This is a genomic window from Actinoplanes sp. NPDC049118 (genome assembly GCF_040648555.1).
In the GTDB taxonomy this organism is placed as follows: Bacteria; Actinomycetota; Actinomycetes; order Mycobacteriales; family Micromonosporaceae; genus Actinoplanes.
The window spans coordinates 103,737-128,250 of the sequence record NZ_JBEZDY010000013.1 but is presented as its reverse complement, the minus strand read 5'-3'; the positions used below and the strand labels follow the sequence as shown (position 1 = coordinate 128,250).

The 24,514-nt window shown below is 74.9% G+C and carries 20 protein-coding genes and 1 pseudogene; 10 read left to right on the top strand and 11 right to left on the bottom strand.

Translation table 11 applies throughout. The features are described from left to right. Window positions 1–548 precede the first annotated feature (548 nt). Complete coding sequence (locus AB0B58_RS21885; RefSeq protein ID WP_360226294.1) at window positions 549–1,547, bottom strand: NAD-dependent epimerase/dehydratase family protein; 999 nt, start codon at window positions 1,545–1,547, stop codon at window positions 549–551. Window positions 1,548–1,822: 275 nt separating this feature from the next. On the opposite strand from AB0B58_RS21885, the gene AB0B58_RS21880 reads away from it, so the two are divergent. The 4 genes from AB0B58_RS21880 to AB0B58_RS21865 all read left to right on the top strand — a co-directional run bounded on the left by AB0B58_RS21880 (window position 1,823) and on the right by AB0B58_RS21865 (window position 6,405). Further along, window positions 1,823–2,683 carry a sigma-70 family RNA polymerase sigma factor gene (locus tag AB0B58_RS21880; RefSeq protein ID WP_360226291.1) on the top strand — a complete coding sequence of 287 codons (861 nt, stop codon included), beginning with the start codon at window positions 1,823–1,825 and terminating at the stop codon, window positions 2,681–2,683. A gap of 252 nt (window positions 2,684–2,935) precedes the next feature. Continuing rightward, window positions 2,936–4,528: an ABC-F family ATP-binding cassette domain-containing protein gene (locus AB0B58_RS21875; protein ID WP_360226288.1), complete on the top strand. Its 1,593-nt coding sequence runs from the start codon at window positions 2,936–2,938 to the stop codon at window positions 4,526–4,528. 12 nt (window positions 4,529–4,540) lie between these two features. Further along, a complete protein-coding gene (locus AB0B58_RS21870; RefSeq protein WP_360226286.1) occupies window positions 4,541–5,512 on the top strand; it encodes a tyrosine-type recombinase/integrase in 972 nt (323 codons plus the stop codon). A gap of 56 nt (window positions 5,513–5,568) precedes the next feature. Then, the gene (locus AB0B58_RS21865; RefSeq protein ID WP_360226283.1) at window positions 5,569–6,405 is read left to right on the top strand and encodes an undecaprenyl-diphosphate phosphatase; all 837 of its coding nucleotides are present in this window, start codon (window positions 5,569–5,571) and stop codon (window positions 6,403–6,405) included. 4 nt (window positions 6,406–6,409) lie between these two features. Here AB0B58_RS21865 and AB0B58_RS21860 read toward each other — a convergent pair whose 3' ends face one another. The 5 genes from AB0B58_RS21860 to AB0B58_RS21840 form a co-directional block, all read right to left on the bottom strand. Then, window positions 6,410–6,766 carry a GntR family transcriptional regulator gene (locus AB0B58_RS21860; protein ID WP_360226280.1) on the bottom strand — a complete coding sequence of 119 codons (357 nt, stop codon included), beginning with the start codon at window positions 6,764–6,766 and terminating at the stop codon, window positions 6,410–6,412. Window positions 6,767–6,788: 22 nt separating this feature from the next. Next, window positions 6,789–8,165 carry an MFS transporter gene (locus AB0B58_RS21855; protein ID WP_360226277.1) on the bottom strand — a complete coding sequence of 459 codons (1,377 nt, stop codon included), beginning with the start codon at window positions 8,163–8,165 and terminating at the stop codon, window positions 6,789–6,791. Window positions 8,166–8,250: 85 nt separating this feature from the next. Further along, window positions 8,251–8,838 (bottom strand): hypothetical protein, encoded by a 588-nt coding sequence (locus AB0B58_RS21850; RefSeq protein ID WP_360226274.1) that lies wholly within the window; start codon window positions 8,836–8,838, stop codon window positions 8,251–8,253. A gap of 31 nt (window positions 8,839–8,869) precedes the next feature. Then, entirely contained in the window at window positions 8,870–10,711 is a 1,842-nt protein-coding gene (locus AB0B58_RS21845) for a dynamin family protein (protein WP_360226271.1), read from the bottom strand. Continuing rightward, window positions 10,708–12,231, bottom strand: coding sequence for a dynamin family protein (locus tag AB0B58_RS21840; RefSeq protein ID WP_360226268.1), 1,524 nt, complete (start codon window positions 12,229–12,231; stop codon window positions 10,708–10,710). The genes AB0B58_RS21845 and AB0B58_RS21840 overlap by 4 nt, the downstream gene beginning before the upstream one ends. A gap of 196 nt (window positions 12,232–12,427) precedes the next feature. Between AB0B58_RS21840 and AB0B58_RS21835 the strand changes: the two genes are divergently transcribed. The 3 genes from AB0B58_RS21835 to AB0B58_RS21825 are packed head-to-tail and all read left to right on the top strand — an operon-like array spanning window position 12,428 to window position 16,867. Continuing rightward, the gene (locus AB0B58_RS21835; protein ID WP_360226265.1) at window positions 12,428–14,956 is read left to right on the top strand and encodes a LuxR C-terminal-related transcriptional regulator; all 2,529 of its coding nucleotides are present in this window, start codon (window positions 12,428–12,430) and stop codon (window positions 14,954–14,956) included. Continuing rightward, complete coding sequence (locus tag AB0B58_RS21830) at window positions 14,953–15,498, top strand: LuxR family transcriptional regulator (protein ID WP_360226262.1); 546 nt, start codon at window positions 14,953–14,955, stop codon at window positions 15,496–15,498. Before AB0B58_RS21835 ends, AB0B58_RS21830 begins: the two co-directional genes overlap by 4 nt. Before the next feature lie 46 nt (window positions 15,499–15,544). Next, entirely contained in the window at window positions 15,545–16,867 is a 1,323-nt protein-coding gene (locus tag AB0B58_RS21825) for a hypothetical protein (protein ID WP_360226260.1), read from the top strand. Here AB0B58_RS21825 and AB0B58_RS21820 read toward each other — a convergent pair. Then, window positions 16,821–17,186: a hypothetical protein gene (locus AB0B58_RS21820; protein WP_360226257.1), complete on the bottom strand. Its 366-nt coding sequence runs from the start codon at window positions 17,184–17,186 to the stop codon at window positions 16,821–16,823. The two genes, AB0B58_RS21825 and AB0B58_RS21820, sit on opposite strands and share 47 nt — an antisense overlap. Before the next feature lie 145 nt (window positions 17,187–17,331). Between AB0B58_RS21820 and AB0B58_RS21815 the strand changes: the two genes are divergently transcribed. Then, on the top strand, window positions 17,332–18,159 hold the full coding sequence (locus AB0B58_RS21815; protein ID WP_360226254.1) for a M55 family metallopeptidase: 828 nt from the start codon (window positions 17,332–17,334) through the stop codon (window positions 18,157–18,159). Here the strand turns inward: AB0B58_RS21815 and AB0B58_RS21810 are convergent. From AB0B58_RS21810 to AB0B58_RS21800, 3 genes are all read right to left on the bottom strand, one after another. Beyond that, window positions 18,136–18,915 (bottom strand): lysophospholipid acyltransferase family protein, encoded by a 780-nt coding sequence (locus AB0B58_RS21810; RefSeq protein ID WP_360226251.1) that lies wholly within the window; start codon window positions 18,913–18,915, stop codon window positions 18,136–18,138. The genes AB0B58_RS21815 and AB0B58_RS21810 overlap by 24 nt on opposite strands. Before the next feature lie 26 nt (window positions 18,916–18,941). After that, window positions 18,942–19,622: a hypothetical protein gene (locus AB0B58_RS21805; RefSeq protein ID WP_360226248.1), complete on the bottom strand. Its 681-nt coding sequence runs from the start codon at window positions 19,620–19,622 to the stop codon at window positions 18,942–18,944. A 168-nt stretch (window positions 19,623–19,790) separates the two neighbouring features. Continuing rightward, window positions 19,791–20,891 carry a winged helix DNA-binding domain-containing protein gene (locus tag AB0B58_RS21800; RefSeq protein ID WP_360226245.1) on the bottom strand — a complete coding sequence of 367 codons (1,101 nt, stop codon included), beginning with the start codon at window positions 20,889–20,891 and terminating at the stop codon, window positions 19,791–19,793. Between the two features lie 160 nt (window positions 20,892–21,051). On the opposite strand from AB0B58_RS21800, the pseudogene AB0B58_RS21795 reads away from it, so the two are divergent. Together AB0B58_RS21795 and AB0B58_RS21790 are read left to right on the top strand one after the other, a co-directional pair. Then, window positions 21,052–21,192, top strand: a pseudogene (locus tag AB0B58_RS21795) (MerR family DNA-binding transcriptional regulator); the annotation flags it as partial. A 23-nt stretch (window positions 21,193–21,215) separates the two neighbouring features. After that, on the top strand, window positions 21,216–21,893 hold the full coding sequence (locus AB0B58_RS21790) for a cutinase family protein (protein ID WP_360226242.1): 678 nt from the start codon (window positions 21,216–21,218) through the stop codon (window positions 21,891–21,893). Window positions 21,894–22,171: 278 nt separating this feature from the next. Here the strand turns inward: AB0B58_RS21790 and AB0B58_RS21785 are convergent, their stop codons facing one another. After that, on the bottom strand, window positions 22,172–24,508 hold the full coding sequence (locus tag AB0B58_RS21785) for an NB-ARC domain-containing protein (RefSeq protein ID WP_360226239.1): 2,337 nt from the start codon (window positions 24,506–24,508) through the stop codon (window positions 22,172–22,174). Window positions 24,509–24,514: the final 6 nt, after the last annotated feature.

Below are 24,514 nucleotides of genomic sequence, written 5' to 3'. Positions count from 1 at the left end.
CTCACAACCAAAGATCAAAAACAAAAAGGAATCAACGACATCCCCCGACAAGACAGGGCGTCAAGCCCGACGAAGGTCGCACCCCGCAGCTGTCTTCGGTGTCGGGCCGCCGGCCCGGGTGACGCCTACCTTCGCCGGTCATGACAGTGGTCAAGCGGATGGCGATGTCGGTGCTCGCGCTGGTGACAGGTGCGACGGGGGTGGTGCTGCTGGCGCCGGGAGGCTTGGGCGACGCTCAGCCGCGGGTCGTGACGGAAGGCCTGTCGGCCGGGCTGTACCGGGCCGCGGTGACCGCCGCGGCCGAGGCGCCCGGCTGGCTGTCGGCGGCGGGGGAGTACGGCGCCGTGACGTGCCTGCTGGGTCTGGCGGCGCTGCTGGCCTGGACGGGATGGAACGGCCGGCGGCGCCGTGCTAGCGCAGGTCGACGGCCATGGCCGTCAGGCAGGTCGCCGACAGGGCCGGCGCCGATGGGCCGATCCGCGGGGTGTACCTCTGCCGTTTCCCCACCGGGCCGACGATAGGGGCCTCGCCCAAGCGGCCGGGCGGCGTCAGCGGGTCGTGGCGGCGAGGACCGCCGCCTCGCGCTCGGGTGCCAGGCCCGGGGCCGGGCGGTCGGGGCGTTGTGGGGCCGTGCCGCCGATGGATCGCAGCCAGGTCCAGGTGTCCGCGACGGTCTCGCCGACGGGGCGCAGCCGCAGGCCGGCCCGCAGCGCCTTGCTGACGTCGCCGCCGTGCAGGAAGTCGCACTCGTAGCCGGGCGCGAGCCAGATGGGCAGGTCCGTCCAGGGTGCGATGCCGGCGTCGAGAATGGTCTGCGGGTCGGTCCAGCGCAGCTCGGCGTGTTCGCCGGTCACGGTGTTGATGGTTTCCAGGAGTTCGGCCATGGTGGTGTGTCCGGGCGGGCTGACCAGGTCGTAGGCGCCGGTGCGGCCGTGCGCGGCGGCGTCGAGCAGCCAGGTGGCGAGGTCGCGGACGTCGATGTACTGCAGTTTGAGCTGCGGTGGGCCGGGCGCGAGGGTGGGTCCGCCCTTCGCGATCCGGTTGAGCCACCAGGGCAGGCGGCCGATGTCCTCGTGGGGTCCGAGGATCAGGCCGGCGCGGGCGTGCAGTACGGGGCCGTCGAAGTACCGTTCGGCCGCCAGTTCGGCGCCGCGTTTGGCGGCCGCGTAGTCGTCGGAGTCGGCGGCGTCGGGTGTGGCGTCGACCAGGGCGGCGGCCTCGGTGTGTGGGACGGTCTTGTCGTCGGTGGCGTAGACGCTGCGGCTGGAGACGTAGGTGTAGTGCCCGGCGTGGCCGCTGAGGGCGACGGCGGAGGCGGCGACGGCCTTGGGTGCCCCGGACCAGGTGTCGACGACGAGGTCCCAGGTGCCGCCTTCGAGGGCGGCGAGGCCGCCGGGCTCGTGGCGGTCGCCGATCAGGCCGGTCGTGCCCTGCGGTGGTGGCCGGTGGCCGCGGTTGAGGACGGTGATCCGGTGGCCGCGGGTGCGTGCCTCGTCGATTACGGCGCGGCCGACGAATCCGGTTCCTCCGAGCACGAGAAGTCTCATGGCCACGACGATGCCTGCGGTCGTACCCCAGGCGGTAGGTGTGATCGCTGAGAGCGGAAGCGGAGGCGGTCCGGCTGGCTGTCGATCACGGGTGGCTTCTGGCGTAACCGCAGCTCAGCGGGTTCCTGTGAGTCGACTGTGCGGATCTTAGGGTTTTTCCGGGTGCAACCTGTCGGCAACCGAGAGTGACCGCTACTCGCACCCTCCGCAACGAAAAGTTCCCCCTGTCAGCCGGTGAGCCGTCACCGGGCGACAGACGCGAGGGGGACACACGAATGTCGGCGAAGACCAAGACCGTCAGCCGCGAGCTCGAGAACATGATCCGCGAGAACATGCCGCTGGTCGGGCACCTGGTCCGCGAGATGCTGTTCAAGGTTCCCGCTCACGTGCACCGTGACGATCTCGCCTCCGCCGGGTACGCGGCACTGGTGACCGCCGCGAAGGCGTTCGACGCGGACCGGGGCATCCCGTTCGGCCGGTTCGCCGCGGTGCGGGTCCGCGGTGCGCTGCTGGACGAGCTGCGCAGCATGGACTGGGCCAGCCGTTCGGTGCGGGCCCGGGCCCGCCGTGCCGAGGTCGCCCGCCAGGAGCTGACCGCGCAGCTGGGCCGCACCCCCACCCCGGTCGAGCTGGCCGAGCTGCTCGGTGTCGGCGTCAGCGAGCTCTCCAACGTCGACGACGACGTGCAGCGCGCCGCCGTGCTGTCGCTGCAGGGCTTCGCCGTCGGCACGGCCGAGGACATGGTCACCGAGGCCTCGATGAACCCCGAGGAGCTGCTGCTGCACCGCGAGCGCATCGGCTACCTGCACGACGCCGTCGCCGTGCTGCCGGAGCGGCTGCGCTTCGTCGTCGAGACGTCGTTCCTGCAGGAGCGGCCGTTGTCCGAGGTCGCCGCCGAGCTGGGCGTGACCGAGTCGCGGGTGTCGCAGCTGCGCACCGAGGCCCTTGCGCTGCTCAAGGACGGCCTGACCACGCACATGGAGGCTCAGGAGAGCGGCGCCGCCCGGGGCGACGGCTGCGTCGCCCGGCGCCGGGCCGCGTACGCGGCGCAGATCGCCGGTCGCAGCACCATGTCGTCGCGGCTGTCGGTCACCGACGTGCGCGGCACGAACAAGTCGGTGGCGTACGCCGCCTGAGTCCCGCTCCTCCGCGACGCCGAAAGGGCCGCCACGCTCACGCGTGACGGCCCTTCGCGCGTCGGCGGGTACCCCTGAAACCCGGTTGCGGGCCCGGCGGCGGCGCGCGATGGTGAAAGCCGAGCCCTGCCGCCGATCCCGAGGAGCAGTCACCTCCGTGTGATACCGACCCGACCCTGGTGAGCGCCGCCGACGCCGTCGCGGCGCGCCGGGTCGCCGTACCCGTGCCGGTATCCGTCCCTGGAGGACTCCTTGCTGAAAGCCGCCTCGATCAGCCGCGCCCACGACGGTGATCTGCTCTTCGCCGACCTCGACCTGGTCCTCGGCCCGGGCGACCGCGTCGGCGTCGTCGGCCCCAACGGGGCCGGCAAGACGACCCTGCTGCGGGTGCTCGCCGGTGACCTGCCGCCCACCGGCGGTGCGGTCACCCGCGGCCCCGGCACCCGGGTCGGTTATGTGCCGCAGCAGGTCGCCGATCCCGCCGGCACCGTCGGCGAATTCCTCGCCGCCGGCCTCGGCGAGCTCGCCGAGGTCACCGCCCGGCTGCGCCGGCTGGAGACCGCGCTCGAGCGCGGCGGTGACGTCCTCGACGAGTACGGCCATGTCCAGGAACGGTGGACGGCGCTGCGCGGGTGGACCGCCGAGGCCCGCCTCGCCGAGATCCGCCAGCGCCTCGACGTCGACCACCTGCCGCCCGGCCTGGCCCTGCGTGAGGTCAGCGGCGGTGAGCAGGCCCGGCTGCTGCTCGCGCACGCCCTGTTGGACGCGCCCGGCCTGCTGCTGCTCGACGAGCCGACCAACCATCTCGACGCCGAGGGCGCCGCCTGGCTCGCCGGGTGGCTGCGCGACTTCCCCGGCGGGGTCCTCGCCGTCAGCCACGACCGGGCGTTCCTCGACGCCGCCGTCACCCGCGTCATCGAGCTCGACGGCATCCACGAGCAGCCGCAGGACTACCCGGGCGGCGGCTACAGCGCCTACCGGGCCGAGAAGACCCGGCGCTGGCAGCGGCTGCTGCTCGACTACGAGGCGCAGGAGAAGGACCGGATCCGCTGGGAGCGCGACATCGCGCAGACCCTGGCACAGGCCCGCTACGTCGAGACGACGGTGCGTTCCGGCGTCGAGGCGCCCCACCTGCGGCGCATCGCCAAGAAGGTGGCGCAGAAGGCCAAGGCCCGCGAGCGGCGGCTGCGCCGGCAGATGGAGTCCGCCCGGTGGATCGCCCGGCCGCGGACCCGCCCGCCGCTGACCCTGGCCTTCCCCGCCGACGACGCCGACGACCGCGACACGGTGCTGTCCGTGCGGGACCTGACGGTGAAGGCGGGGGACCGGACACTGCTCGACGGCGTCGACCTCGACGTGCGGCGCGGCGACCGGATCCTGATCACCGGGCGCAACGGCGCCGGCAAGACCACCCTGCTGCGGGCGATCGCCGAGCACGCCGGCGTGCCCGTCGCGGTGCTGCCGCAGACCTCCGACGGGCTGCGCACCGGCACCACCGTGCTCGACTTCTTCCGCTCCCGGGTGCCCGTCTACGCCGAGGACGCCGAACGGCTGCTCGCCGGGCACCAGTTCGGCCCCGACCAGTGGGGTGCCACCCTGCGCGGCCTCTCCGCCGGGGAGCTGCGCCGGCTGCTGCTCGCCGTCATGGTGAACAGCCCGGCCCGGATCCTGCTGCTCGACGAGCCCACCAACTTCCTCGACTTCGACGCCCTCGACGTCGTCGAGGAGGCGCTGCGGGCGTACCGGGGAACGCTGTTGACCGTCACGCACGACCGGTACTTCGCCGCCGCGGTCGGGCACACCCGCACCTGGCATGTCGCGGACGGCAACGTGCTGGCGAGCTGACACGATGGCGGCATGTCGTCCCCGGTTCCCCGACAGGGTGGTGGCGCGGTCGCCGTCGGCGGCGGCGCCGAGCAGTTCACCGAGGCGTGGCTGGCCAACCGGCGGTTGTCCGCGCACACCCGCGACGCGTACCGGCGCGACGTCGCCGCGTGGCTGGCCTGGTGCGCGGACCGCGACGTCGACCCGTTGCACGCCTCGTTCCTCGACGTCAACGCGTACGCCCGCGGCCTGGAGGCCCGGCCGCTGGCCCCGGCGACCGTCGCCCGGAAGCTGTCCGGCCTGTCCAGCTGGTACGACTTCCTCGCCAAGCTGCGCGCCGTCGAGGCGAACCCGGTCGGCGGCGCCGACCGCCCGTCGGTGTCGCGCGACCACTCCGCCACCGTCGGCCTGAGCCCGGAGGAGGTCGACGCGCTGCTGGCCGCCGCCGGCGCCGAGACCGGCCCGGCCGCCGTCCGCAACCTCGCCGTGCTGGCCCTGCTCGCCGACCTGGGCCTGCGGGTCGGTGAGCTCGTCGGCCTCGACGTCGCCGACCTCGGCGTCGAGCGCGGGCACCGCAGCGTGCGCTTCGTCGGCAAAGGCGGCAAGCCCCGGCGGCGGGCCCTGACCCCGTACGCCGCGGCCGCGCTGGACGCCTACCTCGTCCGGCGCGCCGCCGCCGAGGACACCACCGCCGACCGGCTCGACGGGCCGCTGTTGGTCACCGCCACCGGCTCCCGCATCGACCGGCACTCGGTGTTCCGGCTCGTGCGGCGCCTGGCTCGTGAGGCCGGCATCGAGGGCTGGGCCCGGCTGTCGCCGCACTCGCTGCGGCACGCGTTCGCCACCACCGCCCGCGCCGAGGGGGTGCCGTTGGAGGACGTACAGGACGCCATGGGTCACGCCGACCCGCGCACCACCCGCCGCTACGACCGCGACCGGCACAACCTCGACCGCGACCCCGCGTACACGATCGCCGCGGCGCGGGTCCGGCGCAGCGCCGGCTAGGGCGACCCCCTATTCTCGACCGCGGTCAGCGGGTCGGGTAACGAGACGGGGTCGGGTTGAACATCTTCGAAGCGGTACTGCTCGGTGCGGTGGAGGGCTTCACCGAGTTCCTGCCGGTTTCCAGCACGGGACACCTGACCATCCTGGAGAAGATGCTCGGCTACGACATCGACAACCCGGACATCACCGCCTTCACGGCGATCATCCAGTCCGGCGCCGTGATCGCCACGGTGCTGTTCCTGCGCAAGGACATCGCCCGGATCGTCCCCGCCTGGCTCCGCGGCGTGCTGAACCGGGACCAGCGCGACAACCCGGACTACCGCTTCGGCTGGGCCGTCATCCTCGGCTCCATCCCGATCGGCATCGTCGGGCTGCTGTTCCAGGACACCATCACCTCGACGCTGCGCAGCCTCTGGTTCGTCGCCTGGTCGCTGGTGCTGTGGAGCGGCGTGATGGCGTTCGCCGACCACGCCGCCACCCAGATCCGCCACGAGGAGGACATCACCTGGAAGGACACGCTGATCATCGGCGTGACGCAGTGCCTCGCCCTGATCCCCGGCGTGTCGCGCTCCGGCGCCACCATGTCCGCCGGTCTGCTGCGTGACTTCGACCGGGTGACGGTCACCAGGCTGTCGTTCTTCCTGTCCATCCCGGCGCTGCTCGGCGCGACGGTGCTGCAGTCGGTCACCGAGTTCGACAAAATCTCCGGCGGCGTCGGCTGGGGGCCCACCATCGTCGCGACGATCACCAGCTTCGTCGTCGCCTGGTTCGCCGTGTCCTGGCTGCTGAAGTTCATCGCCAAGCACTCGTACAGCATCTTCATCGCCTACCGGCTGGTGCTCGGCGCCGTGCTGATGGTGCTGCTGGCCACGAACGTCATCGAGCCGCAGTAGCCGCTCACAGCCGCAGCGCGGCGCGGACCAGCTCCAGCGCCGCCTGCGGGGACACCCCGAGCGCCGTCGCCTGCTCCGCGTAGCGCTGCGCGGCCCGCTGCGCCTCGGCCGGGGTGTCCGCGGCCCGGGCGGTGACCAGCGTGCCCGCCCGGCCGCGGGTCTCCACCAGGCCCGCCTGCTCCAGCTCACGGTAGGCGCGGGCCACCGTGTTCGCCGCCAGGCCCAGCTCGGTGGCGAGCTGCCGCACCGGCGGCAGCCGCGTCCCGGCCGCGAGCACCCCCCGGGCGGCCAGCTCGGCGATCCGCATCCGCACCTGCTCGTACGGCGGAACCGCCGAGCCGGCGTCGATCACGATGTCCATCCGGCCCCCCGGGGTCTGAGCGCTACAGCAGCCGCGGCGGGGTGTTGCCGGCCGCGACGATGGCCCGGCGCATCGGCACCATCGCCAGCAGGATGCCACCCACGACGAAGAACACCACAAGCGACACGATGCCGATGCGGTAGCTGTTGGTCAGCTGGAACACCAGGCCGAACGCGAGCGGGCCCAGCCAGCTCGTGCCCTTGTCGCTGATCTCGTAGAAGCCGTAGTACTCGCCCTCGCGGCCCTCGGGGATCAGCTGGCTGAACAGCGACCGGCTCAGCGCCTGGCTGCCGCCCATCACCAGGCCGATGCCGACGCCGAGCAGCATGAACGGCACCGGCTCGCCCTCGGGCAGCCAGAACGCGGCCAGGATGACGCCGAGCCACAGCGCCAGCGCGAGCAGCACCGTCTTGCGGGCACCGATGCGGGTGGCGAGACCGCCCAGCAGCAGCGCACCGCCGAACGCCAGGAACTGCACGATCAGGATCGTCAGGATCAGCGCGCTCTGCTCCAGGTGCAGCTCCTCGCTGCCGAACTGAGCGGCGAGCGAGATCACCGTCTGGATGCCGTCGTTGTAGATCAGGTACGCGACCAGGAAGAACAACGTCAACGGGTACGCCCGCAGGTTGCGGATCGTGTGGCCGAGCTGGCGGAAGCCGTCGGTGAGCAGGTTGCCGCCGCCGCGGGCCTGCGCGACGTCCGCGGCGGGGTGCTCCTTGAGCCAGCGCAGCGGCAGCAGGGTGAACGCGGCCCACCAGACGCCCGCCGACACGATGGACCAGCGGGCCAGGTCCAGGGTGCGCTGGTCGTCGCCGTCGACGCTGAGCGCCGTCACCACCGCCAGGTTGATCAGCAGCAGGACGCCGCCGCCGAGGTAGCCCAGCGCCCAGCCGCGGCTGGACACCTTGTCGCGCTCGTCGGGCCCGGCCAGCCGCGGCAGGAACGAGTTGTAGACGACGACGGAGGCGCCGAACGCGATGTTGGCGATGATGAACAGCAGCCCGCCGAGCAGATACCGCTCGCCGGTCACGAACGCCATCGCGATCGTCGCGCCGGCGCCGACGAACGCGGCCGCCGCCAGCAGCGGCTTCTTGCGCTCGGCGCGGTCGGCGATCGCGCCCATCACCGGCAGCACGAACACGGTCAGCAGCACCGACAGCGACACCAGGTAGGGGAAGTACGACCCGGCGGCGATGGTGATGCCCAGCGGATGCACCCGGCCGTCGCAGTCGTCGGCGCCCAGCGCGCACCCGGCGGCCTGCTCGGTGACGCTGGTCAGGAACGGGCCGAGGAAGACCGTGATGACGGTGGTGGAGAAGGCCGAGTTGGCCCAGTCGTAGAAGTACCAGCCCGTGCGTTCGCGGCGGGTGCTCGCCGGGGCGGTGGTGGCGGCGGTCATGGGTGGCTCCTGCGCGGCGTCGGGGTTGGCGCGCTGATGATGCCACCCCAAGGTCCTCCGGGATACGACCACGCGGCGGACAAATCTAGGTGCCCTGACTCCACCACTTCGCCAGGGTGCTGGTCGCCGGGTCGTCGGAGTCGGCGAGCGCCGCCCACGGGTCCGCGCCCGGCGGCAGGTCCTCGGCCGCGTACGCGGCCAGGTCCTCGGCCGGCACCGCGGCGCCGGCGTCGACCGGGCCCGAGTGGTAGAGCCCCAGGCTGCCGGTGTCGATCCAGGGGAAGCCGTCGACCGGCTCGGGCAGCGGGCCCACGTCGACGATCGGCGGGAACACGCTCACCTGCTCGGAATCCGGCGCCGCGTCGGGGTCGGCGCCAACCGGGCCGAGGCCGTGCCCGTCGCTGACGTCGACGACGCCGTGGCTCGCCACCTCGTCCTCGTGGCCGGTGCCGGGCTCGTGCACGTCGTCCCAGCCCTCCTCCGGATCGCCGGCGTCGAGGTCGGTGCCGTCGTCGACGTCGTGCAGCCCCAGATCGTCGTGGCCGAACAGGTCGTCGTGGAACGGCCCGTGGTCGGCGACCGGCTCGTGCGACGGCGCGAAGTCGTGCTCGCCGCCGGTGTCGGGGTGAGCGTCCGGGTCGTGGAAGTCCGGCCAGCCGTGTTCGTCGCTCACTGGTGCACCATCCTGATCTCCGCGTGCTCGCTCATGTCAGCTCCTGAGAGGTGTCGGCGGCCGCGGGCGTCAGGGAGCGCGCCCGGGCGAGTACGTCGTCGACCTGCCTGATCTGTGCGCGGACCGTGCCCAGGTCCGCGTTCGCCCGCGCCCGGCGCCGCGCCCGGCCCGCCGCGTCCTCCGCCACCGCGGCGTCGATGTCCGCGATGTGCGCGTCGAGTTCGCGCAGCCGCCGCTCGACCGCGTCGTCGACGGCGACGCCGAGCGCGTACTGCAGGTCGGTGAACCGGTACGAGATCTCGTCGGACAGGGCCGCGCGGGCCTCGCCGAGCACGTCCCGCAGCCAGGTTCGGGCCTGCTGGCGGTCGGACTGCACCCGCCGCCGGTACAGCACGTAGCCGCCGGCGGCCAGGCCCAGGCCCAGCCCGGCGACCGGGATCAGCAGCCCGCCGGCGACGGCGCCTCCGACGCCGAAGACGGAGGCGCCGAGGACCGCGCCGCGGCCGGCCATGAACGCGATGCCGCCGGCGGAGAGCACGATCAGCATGTTGTCGCCCGAGCCGTCCCGCGCCGGGCCGCCGGCCAGCGCGTGCCGCAGGGTCGCGTTGAGCCGGTCCAGGACCGCGGCGAGCTCCTCGTCGTCGAAGACCTGCGCCAGGACCCGCTCGCCGACCTGCCGGAACGTGGCCCGCAGATCGTCGGAGAGCCGCACGGCCACCGCCTGCAGCTCCGCGTCGACCTGGTCCGGCAGCGCGGCGAGGGCCCCGCCGCGGGCGGAGTCGATGCGGGCGCCGAACTCCTGCTGCACGGCGGCGATCCGGGTGCGCAGCAGGCCGACGACCTCGACGCGGGCCCGCTGCGTCTCGGTGCTCAGCAGCAGCGCCCACTGCCGCGACTCGGTGCGTTTGCGGGCGGCCAGGGCGGAGCGCTGTGCGCGTACCCGGGCGACCTCGGCGGGATCGGCCTCGCTGGCCCGCAGCCGGCCCTCCGCGGCCGCCTCCACGCGGGCCAGGTCGCCGCGGGCGGTACGCAGCACGTTGGCGAGCTGCAGCTGGTGGCCGCGCCCGGCCAGCTCGACCAGGGCGTGCTGCAGCTCGGCGATCCGCGACGCGTCGACAAGCGCGGCCTGGTCCCCGGCGGGCACGCTCAGCGCCAGCTCGGCCAGCCGCGCGGAGACGGGGAACCAGGGCGCGTCGGCGAACCGCGGCGCCCGGGCGCGCAGCAGCGCCCGGTTGTCGTCGGCGATGCGCCGCCACCCCGGGAACGCGTCGATCTTCGTCAGCGCGAACACGACGGCGTCGACGCGTTCGCTCGCGGCGGCGAGGAAGTCCAGCTCGGGCTGCGACAGCGGCGCGGACGCGTCGGCGACGAACAGCAGCGCCGTGGCCCGCTCGACCGCGTCGACGGCGACGGCGGCGTGCGCCGGGTCGAGCCCGCCGACGCCCGGGGTGTCCAGCAGGCTCAGGTACTGCAGCAGCGGCGCCGGGTGGGTGATCTCGATGCGCCGGGGTGCGCGGCCCCCGCCGGGCGGCTCGCACCCGGTGGCCCAGTCGGCGAGCCGCGCGACGTCGACCTCGACCGGCTCGGGCGAGCCCGGCACGTACGCGGCCGCGTACGCCGGGGAACCGGGGGAGAAGTGCAGGTAGGCGGCGGTGGCGACGGACGCGTCGACCGGCGACAGGCCCGGCACCCCGAGCAGGGCGTTGAGCAGCGAACTCTTGCCCCGCTTGGTCTCGCCGACGAGCACGATCGTGGGCCGGGTCAGCTGGGTGCGGCGCCGCTCGGCGAGCTCCGCGCCGGCGTCGGCGTCGGCGGCCCGCACCGCGGCCAGCGCGTCGCGCACGGCGGTGTCGAGTTCCTTGGCGAGGCTCACCGCGGCTGCTCCTGACCGGCCTGCTCACGGACGGCCTGCGCCAGCAGGTGGAAGCCCCGGTGCGCGACCTGCGCCACCCGCGACTGCGCCGGCCCGGCGCCGGCGACCGCGTACACCCGCCAGCGGTTGGCGGCCTCGACCGCGGCCGTGGCCAGCTCGGCCGTGGAGGCGTCCGGCAGCCGCAGGATCCACCGGGGGTCCTCGGAGGTCGCCAGCCGGGTCAGCTCCCGCTCCCAGGCGGCCGGCAGCGGCACGGCGCCGGTCGCGACCCGCTGCGCCACCTCCAGCAGCCGCAGCCGGTGGTAGGCGGGCTCGCGCAGCAGCCGTTCGGTGGCGTCGCGCAGCGCCTCCCGGTCGCGCGGATCGCCCTCGTGGCCGGCGATGCGCTCGAGCCGGGCCAGGGCCCAGCCGGCCTTGATCGCGTCGGCGCGCCAGCGCAGCGTCTGCTCCAGGGTGTCACGCAGCCGCGGGAAGCCGGAGGCCCGCACCAGCCGGCGGACCAGCTCGCCCGTGCCCAGCCCCGGCTCGGCGGCGAGCTGGGCCAGGGCGAAACCGACGCCGTAGAGGTCGAGCAGGGCGAGCAGCCGGTCGCGGTGCTGCGCGCCGACGGGTGCGGGCCGGGACCGGAACAGGTCCACCGAGGCGAGCAGCAGCCGCAGCTCCGCGGCGGGCAGCCCGGCGAGGGCCCGCAGGGCGGCGCAGTCGGCGGCGGTGAGCCGCCCGGCCTCGCCGGTCTCGGCCAGCAGGCCGACCACGGGCACGACCTCGGACACGGTACGGGCGAGCAACGCGGCCTGCTGCTCGGCGAGCGGACCGGCGACCGGCCACGGGTCCCCGGCGCCGCCGACCAGGGTGTCGACCTTGCCGAACACCCCCAGCGCGTTGATCGGGCTGCTGGCCAGCCGGGCCGAGGCGGTGCGGAATGCCTCCAGGGCGCGCAGATCGTCGGCGCGGACCGCCTGGGTGAACACGTACACGACGGCCTCGGCGGCGGCGACCTCGGAGGCGGAGTCCGCGTCGATGTCGGCGTCGAACGGCGCGGTCGTCTCGCCGAGCTGCTCCGCGGCCCGGGCGCTGACCCCGGTGTCGGTCGACGCCAGGCCCGGCGTGTCGACAACGGTCAGGTCGCGCAGCTTCTCACTGGTGAGCGTCACGTCGACGTAGGCGACCCGGGCGGCGCCGACGCCGAGCCGCTGCGGGATCATGCCGTCGTCGCCAAGCGGCAGGCTCGAGCGGGAGCCGTCGCGGAGCACCACGTCGACGCGGTCGGCGGGACCGTACCGGAACCGGGTGACCACCCGGGTGCACTCACCGACGGCCGTCGGCGCGACCCGGCGCCCGATCAACGCGTTGACGAGTGTCGACTTTCCGGCTTTCAGCCGCCCCGCGATTGCGACGCGTAAGGGCTCGGACAGCCGATCACGGACCTGAAGCGCCTGGCCACCGGCGTGCGGACCAACCCGCGCCACGATTTCGTCACACAGCGTAGCCACGCGGGCGGAGAGCGGACCGACGGTCATGACTCGTCAGCCGAGCACACCGTCAGGGAGAATGTGCAGACCGCGGCCGTCGTCCCCGACACAGTCGTCACCCTCCCGTTCGCGGGCAGGGCGGGATGCCTGCCGCACCACAGACTACGGACCGACGAGGCGACGCAGATCCCGTGTTCGTGCCACCCGGGCACGGACCCGGTCGGCGGGGTACCGAGACAAGGGGATGCCGGTGGCACAGCAGGACCTGGCCGGGCTGGCCGCCGCGCATCTGCGCCGCCCGGGCCTCGTCATGCTCACCGGCGCCCCCGGCTCCGGCCGCTCGACGCTGCTGCGGCGCATCGCGGCCGTCGCGCCCGGCCCGGTGCACGCCGGCGGCGGGCTCGCGATGCTGGCCACCGTACCGGCGCTGGCCCTCTCCCGGGCCGTGAAGGCCCGCCTGCCCACCCACGACGTGCCGCTGCTCGCCGAGGCCGTGCACTCCCGGGTCCGCGGCGGGCTGCTCGTCCTCGACGACCTGCAGTACGCGGACCCGGCGACGCTTGCCGCGCTGCCGCACCTGGCCCGGCACGTGCGGGTGGTGGTCGCCCTGCGCGCACCGCACCGCCTCGGCGAGGAGACCGTCGCGGCGCTGCGGGCGGCGGCGACCGCCTGGCTCGACGTGCCGCCGCTGTCCGCGGACACCGCCACCGACCTGGCCCGGCGGGTCGGCGGCCAGCTCGGCGACGAGACGCTGGCGGCCGTCGTGCGGCGCGCCGGCGGCAACCCCCTGGTGGTCACCGCCCTGGCCCGGCAGGCCGGCGCCGGCCGCGGCGCACCGGACACCGACATCGACCAGGTCGCGTACGCGATCGCGACCGCGTGTGCGGACCTGCCCCGGCCCGCACGGACCGCGCTGGCCGCGCTGGGCCTGCTCGGCCGGCCCGCCGCCGCCGAACTGCTCGGCCCCGGCGCCGACGCGCTGCTCGCGGCCGGGCTGGTCGTCGAGGGCGAGGACGGCCTGGCGCCGGTGTCGGCGTACTTCGCGGAGACCGCCGCCGGGCTGCTCGACGCGGCGGCCCGCGCCGAGCTGCACCGCGCGCTCGCCGAGCTCGCCCCGGACGCGGAGGCGGCCCGGCACCTGGCCGCGGCCGGTGACCACGCGGGCGCGTACCGGCGGGCCCTGACCGCCGCCGACCGCCCGGGCGGCGACCGCGCCGGGCTGCTGCTGTTCGCCTGCGACCTGCCCGGCGTGGCCGTCGACCCGCGGGTGCGGATCGCGGCCGCCGACGCGCTGCTCACGGCGGGCCGGCCGCACACGGCGGCGCGGGTGCTGACCACGCCGGGGCCGCTCGGCGTCGAGGCCGACGTGCTGCGGGGTGAGGCGCTGCTGCAGGCGGGGGATCCGGCGGGCGCCCGCGTCGCGGTGCGCCCGGTGCCGGACGCGGCGGGTGGCACGGTGGTGGCGGCCCGCGACCGGATCCTGCTGCTGGCCGAGCTGGCGACGGACCCGGCGGGCGCCCTGGACGCCGCGGAGAAGATCGCGGCCCGCTATCCGGCGCCGCCGCCGGGCGTGGCCGCGGCGCTGGCGGCGGTACGCGCGGCGCACCGCGCACCCGGCTGGGACACCGAGCTGGCGGCCGCCGCCGGCACCGGCACCGATCCGCTGGCCGGGCGGTGGAGCGCCTGGCTGCTGGTGGAGCACCTCGTCGCCGACGGCCGGCTGACGCAGGCCGCGACGGTGGCCCGGGAGGCGGCCGCGGCCTGCGCCGCCGACCTCGCGTACAGCTGGCAGACCCGGTTCCTGGCGGTCTCCGACTGGGCCGAGGTCCTGCAGGGCTCGATGATCGCCGCCTCCGCGGCCGCGGCACGGCCGGATCCTGCCACCGGCCCGGCGGCGCCGGACGCGGCCGACCGGGCGCTGCGGCGGGCCGCCGACCTCACCGACCGTGCCCTGCCCGCCGACGCCCGCGGCTACGCGACCGCCGCGACCGCCCTGGTCGAGGCCGACACCGGCCTGCTCGCCGCCGCACGAGGCCGCCTCTCGACCCCCGACGGGCATCCGGCGACCGCCTGGGTGGCGCGCGAGGCCGCCTGGCTCGACGGCCAACCCGACCGGGCCGCCCAGCCGTCCGACACCACCACGGCGGGCCTGCTCACCGGGCTGCGCCACATCACCGCCCGGTGGGCCGCCTACGACAGCGGAGCCACCGCCCGGGCGGCGTACGCGTCCGCGTTCGAGCTGGACGCGCCGGCGCCCCCGATCCCGGCCGGCCTGCCCACCGCGGCCCGCCGGACCCTCACCGCGTGGGCGACCGGCACCGGGTTCGCGGCCGCCGCCGACACCTGGGCGGGCGTCGCCCTGCGCGAACAGATCCGCTGCCTGATCGCCGCCGGCCTGCACGACACCGACCCGGAGCGGGCGGTCGCGGCCCTGCTGCGCGCCGAGCACCTCGCGGACACCGCCGGGCTGGTCGTGCTCGCCGGCCGGGCCCGCCGCGGCCTGCGCCGCCACCACGTGCACCGCGACACCCGCAGCCCACGCTCGGGCAGCCGGCTGACCCGCCGCGAGACCGACGTGCTGCGGCTCGTCGCGGCCGGCGAGCCGACCCGCCGCATCGCGGGCCAGCTCGGCATCTCGGCCGAGACCGTCGACACCCACATCCGGGCCGGCATGCGCAAGCTCGGCGCCCGCACCCGTACGGAGGCGGCGGCCCTGGCGCTGACCCAGATCGAAGCGTCCGCGACACACCCCGACCGCGAGGATGGCCGTTGACCCGACAGCCCGACGCCCCCCGCCACGTCGTCTCCTCCGGTGCCGACGCCGACACCGTCGTGCGCCGCCTCACCCGCGACGGCTGGACCGTCCGCGAGGGCTTCGCGCTGCCCGACCCGTCCTGGGACGTCACCCCGGCGCGGCTGGTGCTGCACGGCCGCATCACCGACCTGGAGAACCTGCAGCTGGCGGTCCTGGCGGCCGCGCGCGGCGCGGGCATCGTCGCGGTCTGCGACTCCGAGACGCCGGTGGGCCGGGCCCTGATCGACGACCTGAGCCGGCTCGGCACCGTCCAGCTCGGCCCGGGCGGCCAGCCGGCCCCGGCCGAACCCGGCGACATGGTCGCCGACCTGGTGCCGGAGCAGCGCGCCCTGCTGGACCGGCTGGCCGCCGGCGACACCATCGCGGCCGCCGCCGCGGCGGAGTTCCTGTCGCTGCGCACGGCCAACCGCCGCATCGCGGAGGCCCGCGCCATGTTCGGCGTCCGCACCACCCGCGAGGCGGTCCTGGCCTACCTGCGCCAGCGCCGCACCCCCGGCTGAGAAAGCCGTCGCGTTCACCAGGCAGGTTCGCCACACTGTGTCCGCGATGAGCAGCGATACCGACGGCTGGCACTACGCGAGCCCGGACACGGTGGCCGGGGCGTTGCAGCGTGGGCTCGGCCGCGGCGCGCACCGGGCCATGTCGGCTCCCGCCGCACCGGATCCGGTCACCGACTGCCTGCGGCGCGACTACCGCTGGGACTGGCAGGTCGACGAGCGCGACGTCTACCTCGCCCGGTTGGTCCGCGACCTGCGGATGCCGATCGCGCCGATCGTCGCCCGGCTGCACGACGCCCCGCCCGCCGACTCCGACGACGACAACGAGTTCGCGGTGGCCCTCGGGGTGCTCGAGGTTCTGGGCCGTGCCGGCGTCGACGGGGCGGTCGACGGAGTCCGCCGCTACATCCGCGACGGCGACCGGCGGATCGACGCGTTGGAGACCGTCTCCAGGACCTGGCCGGTGCCCTGGTGGGACGATCTGTATCCGGCGATCACCGGCCGGATCGGCGCCCTCACCGAATACGAGGCGCTGTGGCTCTCGCCGCCGTGGACCGTCTGGGCGGACCGTGATGAGCGCATCGCCGCCGCGGTGCGGTCCGCGAAGCGCCGACCGGGCCCGCAACGGCCGTTCGCCGAGGAGCCGACCGGGGCGCTGCTGTCCCTGCTGCGCCGGGCGGACCGTGCCGACGACTGGCGCCCCGCGCTACGGGAGCTGCGCCGGCGTCGACCCGAGCCCGGCCTGCTCGACCTCGTCGAGGACCTCGCCGGCGACAGGGCGGCGGGACCGCTGAACGGCGTCGTCGACTCGCTCGGTGCGCTCGCCGTCCCCGCCGCCCGCCGCTGGATCAGGACGGCCGAGCACCCGCTGGCCTGGGCGGGCCTGCGGCTGCTGGCCGCACACGGCGACGTCACGGACGCCCCGGCCCTGGTCGCCGGCCTGGACTGGCTGGACGCCCGGCCCGGTGACCGGTGTGGTTACGGCCACCTGGCCTGCGGGCTGGCCCGGATCGGCGGGCCCGCGGCAGCCGCGGCGTTACCCCCGCCTGCACCGCCTGTGGTTCAGCCCGCACTCGTTCGAACGCGCCGCCTGCCTGCGGGCGGTGGTCACGCTCGACCCGGCGAACGCGCAGCGCAAACTCGCCGAGGGGTTGATGGACTGCGAGGCCGACGTACGGCTGCTGGCCGTGCAACGGGCACCGCGCAACGACCTGGTCGGCGAGCGGCTGCGATACCTGCGCGACGACCCCATCGAGGCGGCCGAGGTCCGCGCGGCCGCCGCGGACCGCCTCGGTGCGGACGCGGCCCCGTGACGGGCCGGTCCCTCATCGCGACAACAGCGCCAGGCCGGCGCAGTACAGCAGGACCGTGACCCACCAGGAGGTTAAGGCGGCGACCGTGCCGGCCAGGGCCGGCAGTCGCCACGCGCGCATCAGGTAGGCGCGCAACGGCAGGGCGACCACCAGGCTGACCGCCAGGAACACCATGGTGATCCGAAGTACCTGTGCGGCGTCGGGCACCGCCGTGAGGCAGTTGTTCGCGGCGGTGCACGAACTCTCCCGGCCCTCGTACCCGGCGGAGGACGAGTCGCCGACGGCGAACACGGCGGTAGGGATCACCAGAGCGGCGCCGTACCAGCCGGCCAGGGTGAGGTAGCTGCGCCGCCTCCCGGAATCCCCACTCTGGATCATGGCGGCAGGGTAGTCGCACCGCGCGACCCGAACGGCCGGCGCTCCAAAAGGGTCGAGCCGTGACCGTCCTCCCGCCTGGCCATGCCGGCGGCTGACGATGCTGCGGCTGTTCAATGTGTCGATCGGCCGTTTAAGGTGCTCTGCGATGAAGGTACTGATCTCTGCCGACATGGAGGGGATCTCGGGGATCGTGCATCCCACCGAGACCAACCCCGGCGGCTACGACTACGAACGCGGCCGGGCCCGGATGACCGCCGAGGTCAACGCTGCCGTCGCCGGCGTCCTGGAGGCCGTGCCGGCCGCCGAGGTGCTGGTCGCCGACGCGCACGGGCCGTTCCGCAACCTGCTGCCCGAGGAGCTCGACCGCCGCGCCCGGCTGGTGCGTGGCAGGCCGCGGCCGCTGGGCATGCTCGCGGGCCTCGACGACGACACCGACGCGGTGCTGTTCGTCGGCTACCACGCCCGGGCCGGCGGCGGACCGGCCGTGCTCGCGCACACCATCGGCGACGGGGTGCTCGACGTGCGTTTCGGCGGCCGGTCGATGGGCGAGATCGGGCTGAACGCGGCGATGGCCGGCTTCCACGGCGCACCGGTCGTGCTGATCACCGGCGACGACGCCGCCTGCACCGAACTGCGGGAACTCGTGCCGGCGGCGCTGACCGTCGCCGTCAAGCAGGCCCTCGGCCAGGCCGCCACGATCGCGCTGCACCCCGACGAGGCCCGCGACCAGGTGCACCGGGCCGCCGCCAAGGCGGTGCGCCGCCACGACCAGGTGCCGCTGGTGACCCTGCCCGGGCCGATCAAGGTCGAGGTCGACCTGTACGGGCCGTTCACCGTCGACGTGGCCGTGCTGATACCCGGCGTGACCCGCGCACCGGGCGCCCGCACGGTCGCGTTCACCGCCGCGGACGTCGCCGAGGCCTACCGGCTGGTGCAGCTGCTGGCACAGCTAGCCCTCATCAAGCCCGGCTGAGCGGCGCTTGCGGACCCGGGACATCTCCACCGGCCGGGTCCGGTCCACGTAACGCGGCAGCTGCGGCTCGTCCACGCGCAGCGGCTCGAGTGTGCGGGCGATGCCCTCGACGATCCGGTCGGTCGCCCGCATCGCCTGCGCCCCGGATGTGCCGCTGAGCCCCGACAGATCCACCGGCTCCCCGAAGCGCACGTGCACCACCGGCCGGTGCCGGATCGCCCGCAGCACGGAACCGACGATCCCGACCGGCGCCGCGTAGGGCAGCACCTGGTGGGTGTTCCACTGTGCCACCGGGATCACCGGCGCACCGGACATCGCCGCCATCCGCGCCACGCCGGTCTTGCCCCGCTCCGGCCACATCCACGGGTCCAGCCCGATCCGGCCCTCCGGGTAGACCAGCACCACCGAGCCGGCCCGCAGCGCGGCCGCCGCGTCCGGCAGCGCCTGGGTGACCTGCGTGGTGTGCCGGTCCACCCGCAGGTGCCCGGCCGCCCGCATCGCCCACCCGGCGACCGGCGCGTCGAACAACCCGCCCGTGGCCATGAACCGCGGCGCGATGCCGGCGATGCTGCAGGCAGCGGTCATCACGACCGGATCGACGGGGCTGACGTGGTTGGCCGCGAGGATCAGCGGGCCGTGCCGCAGAGCGTCCGGCACCTCCCCGGACACCCGCAGCCGGCAGATGACGGGCACCAGCACCCGGGAGAACCGGAGCATCGCCCGCCACACCCAGGGCACCCGCCAAGACGCGTCCATCAGTGCGCCATGATCGCACGCCGGGCTCAGCCCGCGTCGCGTAACTCCGCCAGCCGGGCCTCGATCTCCGCCAGCTCCGCCCGCAGCCGCTCGGCCTGCTGCTCGGCCTCGGCCCGCTCGGCGGAGACGATCTGCTCGACGGCCTCCTGCACCCCGGGCACATCGACGAACTGCACCATCTTCATCGCCTCGGACGGCTTGATCACATAGGGCTTCGCCAGCGCCTTCGCACCCTGGTTGGCGGCGATCGTCCACTCGCCGTCGGTGTAGGCCAGCGTCACGGTCAGGCCCGGCGGCGGCTTCGGTTTGGCCGCCCGGGCCGGCGCCTTGCGCGGCGCCGGAGCCGGCGCCGGAGGTGCCTCGGCGGGCGGCGGGGGAGCCGGCAGCGGCTTGTCGATGACGAACTCCGGCTCGGGCCGGGCCTGCTCCGGAACCGCGGCGACGGCCTTCTTCACCGGGCCCTTCGGCGCCACCTGCAGGTCGCCGGGGGAGAAGGGCAGCTCGTCGCGGCCGAACCGCACCACCACCCACTCGTCGGACTCGGCCGGGTCGGTGAGCGTCACCACCTGGCCGACCTGCCCGGCGATCTGCCCCGCGGACTCGGTGAACATGACCCGGGGCCGCCGACCGGCCGCGAGCCCGTCCCGGATCGCCTGCAACTCGTCCGTGCTGAGCCCTCGCGCACCGGTGCGTGCCGCCGTAGCCATGGTCTTCCCTTCGTCGTTACCGCACACGGCGTCACTCGAACGCGTGTTTCAATGCCGTAGTTCTACCAGTACCCACCGACAACGAGGTCACACGAGGCCCCTCGACAGGGTGAACCGCAGCGTGCCACCCGGGCCCGGCCGGACGGAAGCGGCACGCGGGTGTGTCCCTCAGCCGGGAGACGCGCCGATCCGCACCCGCCGACTGTCGTCGTCGGACAGAAACGCCGCCAGCGCCTCGCCCTGTTCGGCCACGGCGGTGCGCTCGGCCCGCGAGAAGTCGCGCAGCGGCGCGACGGTCACGGTGCCCTCCTCGACGTTCCAGGTCGCGGCGACCCGGCCGTCGACCAGCACGACGCGGGCGCCGGCGACCGAGAGACCCCGGTGGGCGGTGTCGACGATCCGGCTGCGGTCGTCGTAGCCGAGCAGCGCGTTGTCGAACGCCGGCAGGAACCGCACCGGGGCGGGCGTGTCCGGGTCGGGCCGCGGCGCGCCGGGCAAATCCAGCAGTTCGCGGCCCCGCTCGTCGCGGAAGGCGACCAGCTCCCCGCGTACCGCGGCCACCGCCGCGGGCAGCCCGGCGAGGCCGCACCAGGCGCGCACGTCGGCCGTCGCGGCGGGGCCGAACGCGGCCAGGTAGCGCCGCACCAGCGCCTCGCCGACCGGATCGGAGCCGTCCGGCGCCGGCGGGTCGATCTCGCGGCCCAGCCAGGCGGAGACCGGGAGATAGCGCACCCCCGCCTTGGTGCGCCACAGCCCGCGCGGCGGCAGCTGCACCGCCGGGACCAGGGCGCCGATCAGTACCTCGCCCAGCGCCCGTGTCCCCGGCGCCGGCCACCGCCCGGCCAGGGCCCGCGCGAGCTCGGACATCGAGCGGGGCTCGCCGTCGGCCAGCACCGCCCGGCCCGCCGCCGCGACCTCGTCGAGGTCCACGCCGTCGAGCTCGCGGCGGTAGACGCCGAGCACCCGCTGGCGCAGCATGAGCCCGTGCCGGGACCGCCAGGCCACGGTGTCGTCGGCGGTGAGCAGGTGGACGGTGCGCCGCATCAGGTGGATCCGGACCACGCCCCGCCCGACCAGCAGGTCCGAGAGCACGGCCGGGTCGAACCCGCGCAGCCGCGACCAGAGCCCGACGAACGGCTCCTGCGGCTCCTGCGCCTGCAGGCCGCACAGGTGCGCTACGGCGTCGAGGACCGGCAGGTCGGCGCGGTCGAGAAGCAACTGCCGGGCGAGCGTCGCGCGGTTGAGCGCCCGCGTACCGAGGACGGTCATCGGCTCATCGTTCCCTTCGGTCGACACCCAGGAGACAACAGTCGCAGGCCGAGCGGCCAGGAGGTGACCGCTTCCCGGCGCGGCACTTGACCCTGACCCTTGGGCAGGCTCCACCGTGGTCCGTGCCGGTCGCCGTGACCGGCACGGGAACGATCTCGACGTGAAGCTGTTGACCATCGGGGCGTTCGCCCGGGCGGCCCGGCTGACGCCGAAGGCGTTACGCCTGTACGACGAGCCGGGGCTGCTGCAACCGGCCGCCGTCGATCCCGATGCCGGCTACCGGCTCTACGACCCGGACCAGAGGAAGGGACGACGGAAATGCGCATGCGCAGAATGCTGACGATCGGCGCGATGGCGGCGGTCGGGATCTCCGGGCTGGTCGTGGCACCCCTGACGTTCGCGGCACAGGCGCCCGCCGGCGCCTGCCCCGATGTGGAGATCGTCGGTGCCCGCGGCACCACCGAACGACCCGGCCTCGGCGTCGTGCTCGGGCCGCTGGCCCAGCAGCTGACCCGGGGTCTGGCACAGAGCGTACGGGCGACCGCCGTCGACTATCCCGCGTCGTTCAACTATCAGGCGAGCGTGCGCCAGGGTGTGTCCGCCCTGTCCGCGCAGCTGCGGCGCACGGCCGCGGCCTGCGCCCGGACCCGCTTCGTCCTGATGGGCTACTCGCAGGGTGCGGACGTCATGGGCGACGCCCTCGCTGGCGGCCGTGCCGCGCAGCCCACGGTGCCCGCCGCACTGTCCGATCGGGTCGCGGCCGTACTGTTCTTCGGTGACCCGACCTTCACCGCGGGGGAGCCGTTCAACGTCACCGACGGCACCAGGTCGGGGATCCTCGCCCGCGGTGACGGCAGGCTGGACGCGTTCGCCGACCGCACCAGGTCCTTCTGCAACCGCAACGACCGGTTCTGCCAGGGCGGCACCAGCCTGGCGGCGCACCTGGACTATGCGAAGTTCTTCGGCGACGCGCTCGCCTTCACCCGGCGCGAGCTGGGCTGAACTGGCCGGGCCGACCTCCGCCCGGCCGGGGCCGCCGCCCGGCCGGACGGCCGTGATCAGCGGCGCGGGTGCCAGCCGAAGAGGCACAGGGCGAGCTGCGCGACCAGCACCAGCAGCAGGACCAGCGCCGCCAGCGCGGGCCGTGACGGCGCGGCCTTCGATGAGCAGCACCGCCCGCGCCGTCACGAGGACACCGCCGGGCCCGCGATCCGGTGGAAGACCTCCGTCAGCGATCCGGACCGGCACACCTCGGTGGTCGCGGCGCACAGCGCCAGCCGTCAGCCCTCCTGGTCCGGCTCGTTGAGCCGCCGCACCAGGCCCGGCCCCCGATGGACCGGCGCGTCACCGATGAGCTCCTCGCCGCGCAGCCGCGCCTCGGCCGCCTCCGCATCACGGCCCAGCATCCGCAGCACCGTGCAGCGGTGCAGCAACAGCTCACCCATGCGCACCCGCATGCCGAGCCGCTCATACTCCGCGATGCCCGCGTCGTACTCCGCCAGCGCCTGCGTCCAGCGCCCCTGCATGTCGGCGAGCTCACCCAGCGCACCGTGCGCACCGCCGATCCCGCCGCCGCTGCGCAACCGCTCGAAGACGGCCAGCATCGCCGTGAAGTCGCGCTCCGCCGCCTCGAACGCCCGCTCCTGCGCCGACAACCAGCCGCGTTCCTGCATGCAGTAGCCGAGCAACAGGTCATCGCCGAGGCGCTGCGCCGCCCCGAACGCCTCCGCGAACAACACCCGCGCCCGCGCCCGGTCGCCGCCGAGCTTGTGCGCCAGCCCCAGACCCAGCACCACCCACCCCCGCACCTCGCTCGGCCCGTCCGGCAGCAACTCCACCGCCCGGGCCAGCACCGGGGTACTCAGCTCCGGCTTCCAGAACGTGTTGTACAGCGTCCCCAGCGCCAGCCGCACCTCGATCTCGTCCTCGACCGCACCCAGCCCCGACAGCAGCTCCAGCGCCCGCAGCAGCGCCGACTCCGACTCGGCGAACCGGTCCTGCGCCCGCAGCGCGTCACCGACCCGCCACTTCGCCAGCGCGATCTCCCGCACGTTCGACCCGAGCCGCTCCGCGACCTCCAGCGCCCGCTCCGCCGCCGGCAACTCGAGATCGACAAGGCCCGCCATCCCGTACGAGTGCGAAACCCACCGCAACGCCCGTACCCGGAAACCCTCGTCACCGCACTCGACCGCCGCCGCCTCACCGGCCTGCCACAGCCGCAACCGGTACGAGTGGTCGGCCACGTCGGCCAGCAGCGGATGAACCGCCACCACCAGCCCCAACGCCGCCTCGGCCAGCCCCGCGCCCACCGCCGCGTGCAGCACGGCGATGACGTTCTCCCGCTCCTGCGCCAGCCACAGCCCGGGCCGCGCCCGCACGGTCAGCCACCGCACCTGACGCCGCAGACACTCCACCGCGTCCGCACCGGCCTGCTCCTGCGCGAACAACCGCAGCAGATCGTGCAGCCGGTACCGCTCCGGCGACGGCGACTCCACCAGGAACGCGTCCACCAGCCGCTCCAGCGCCTCCGCCACCACGTCCTCGTCCAGATCGCACCGGGCCGTCGCCGCGCCGAGCCCCAGCGACGTACCCGGATAACCACCGGAGCGCCGGAACACCACCTGCTCGACCGGCGTCAGCTCGTCGTAGACGGCCTGGAAGCTGGACCGCACCGCCCGGTCCGCCAGCCGCAGCTCGTCCAGGCGCCGCTCCTCGTCGACCAGCCGATCCGCCAACGCCGACGGCGACCACTGCGAACGCGCCTGCAGCCGCCCACCGGCGATCCGCACCGCCAGCGGCAACCCGCCGCACAAACCGACCACCCGCCGCGCCCCGTCCGGATCCGCCGCGACCCGGCCCCCGCCGGCGGTCACCGCCAGCAGCTCCAGTGCTGACCCCGGATCCAGAGCGCCCAGCGTCAGCACCGAGGCACCCAGCAGATCCGACAGCAGCCGCCGGCTCGTCACCACGACCAGGCTGTGCGCCCCGCCGGGCAGCAGATGCCGCACCTGCGCCGCATCACGCGCGTCGTCGAGCAGAACCAGCATCCGCCGGTCGGCCACCACCGACCGGAACCGTGCCGCCAGCTCCACCACGTCGCCGCGCAGCTCGTCGTCCGGGCGGCCCAGCACCCGCAGAAACCGCACCAGCACCGCCTCCGGCGGCACCGGATCCGCGGAGGCGCCCCGCAACGCGGCGTACAACTGCCCGTCGGGATGGTCGTCGCGCGCATCGTGGGCGACCCGCAACGCCAGCGCCGACTTGCCGGTACCCGGCGCCGCGGCGATCACCACCAGCCGCGCGCCGGCCGAGACGGCGGCCTCCACCGTCGCCAGCTCCCCGGCCCGCCCGATCACCACCGGAGCCGCCGGCAGCTCCGCCGGTCGCGGCACGACCGGCGGCGCGAGCGCGGACGGGGCACCGAGCCGCTGCTGCCACACCGCGAGACCGGCGCCGGCCACCGCGAGCAGGCCGACGACCGGCCAGGCCAGCCACGCGTACGGCTGCAGCCCGGCCGGCAGGACGCCACCGGTGGCGACGTTCACGGCCACCGCCAGCAACACCGAGAACAGCACCGACGTGACGATCAGCATCGGAACCGACCGGTGCCGCATCATGCCAGG

Coding starts and splice junctions, on each gene's coding strand:
- AB0B58_RS21860 (WP_360226280.1), bottom strand. CDS start 6,766: ATGGACATCGTGATCGACGCCGGCTCGGCGGTTCCGCCGTACGAGCAG.
- AB0B58_RS21785 (WP_360226239.1), bottom strand. CDS start 24,508: ATGATGCGGCACCGGTCGGTTCCGATGCTGATCGTCACGTCGGTGCTG.
- AB0B58_RS21815 (WP_360226254.1), top strand. CDS start 17,332: ATGAAGGTACTGATCTCTGCCGACATGGAGGGGATCTCGGGGATCGTG.
- AB0B58_RS21855 (WP_360226277.1), bottom strand. CDS start 8,165: ATGACCGCCGCCACCACCGCCCCGGCGAGCACCCGCCGCGAACGCACG.
- AB0B58_RS21805 (WP_360226248.1), bottom strand. CDS start 19,622: ATGGCTACGGCGGCACGCACCGGTGCGCGAGGGCTCAGCACGGACGAG.
- AB0B58_RS21820 (WP_360226257.1), bottom strand. CDS start 17,186: ATGATCCAGAGTGGGGATTCCGGGAGGCGGCGCAGCTACCTCACCCTG.
- AB0B58_RS21810 (WP_360226251.1), bottom strand. CDS start 18,915: ATGGACGCGTCTTGGCGGGTGCCCTGGGTGTGGCGGGCGATGCTCCGG.
- AB0B58_RS21885 (WP_360226294.1), bottom strand. CDS start 1,547: ATGAGACTTCTCGTGCTCGGAGGAACCGGATTCGTCGGCCGCGCCGTA.
- AB0B58_RS21870 (WP_360226286.1), top strand. CDS start 4,541: ATGTCGTCCCCGGTTCCCCGACAGGGTGGTGGCGCGGTCGCCGTCGGC.
- AB0B58_RS21800 (WP_360226245.1), bottom strand. CDS start 20,891: ATGACCGTCCTCGGTACGCGGGCGCTCAACCGCGCGACGCTCGCCCGG.
- AB0B58_RS21835 (WP_360226265.1), top strand. CDS start 12,428: ATGCCGGTGGCACAGCAGGACCTGGCCGGGCTGGCCGCCGCGCATCTG.
- AB0B58_RS21790 (WP_360226242.1), top strand. CDS start 21,216: ATGCGCAGAATGCTGACGATCGGCGCGATGGCGGCGGTCGGGATCTCC.
- AB0B58_RS21880 (WP_360226291.1), top strand. CDS start 1,823: ATGTCGGCGAAGACCAAGACCGTCAGCCGCGAGCTCGAGAACATGATC.
- AB0B58_RS21840 (WP_360226268.1), bottom strand. CDS start 12,231: ATGACCGTCGGTCCGCTCTCCGCCCGCGTGGCTACGCTGTGTGACGAA.
- AB0B58_RS21825 (WP_360226260.1), top strand. CDS start 15,545: ATGAGCAGCGATACCGACGGCTGGCACTACGCGAGCCCGGACACGGTG.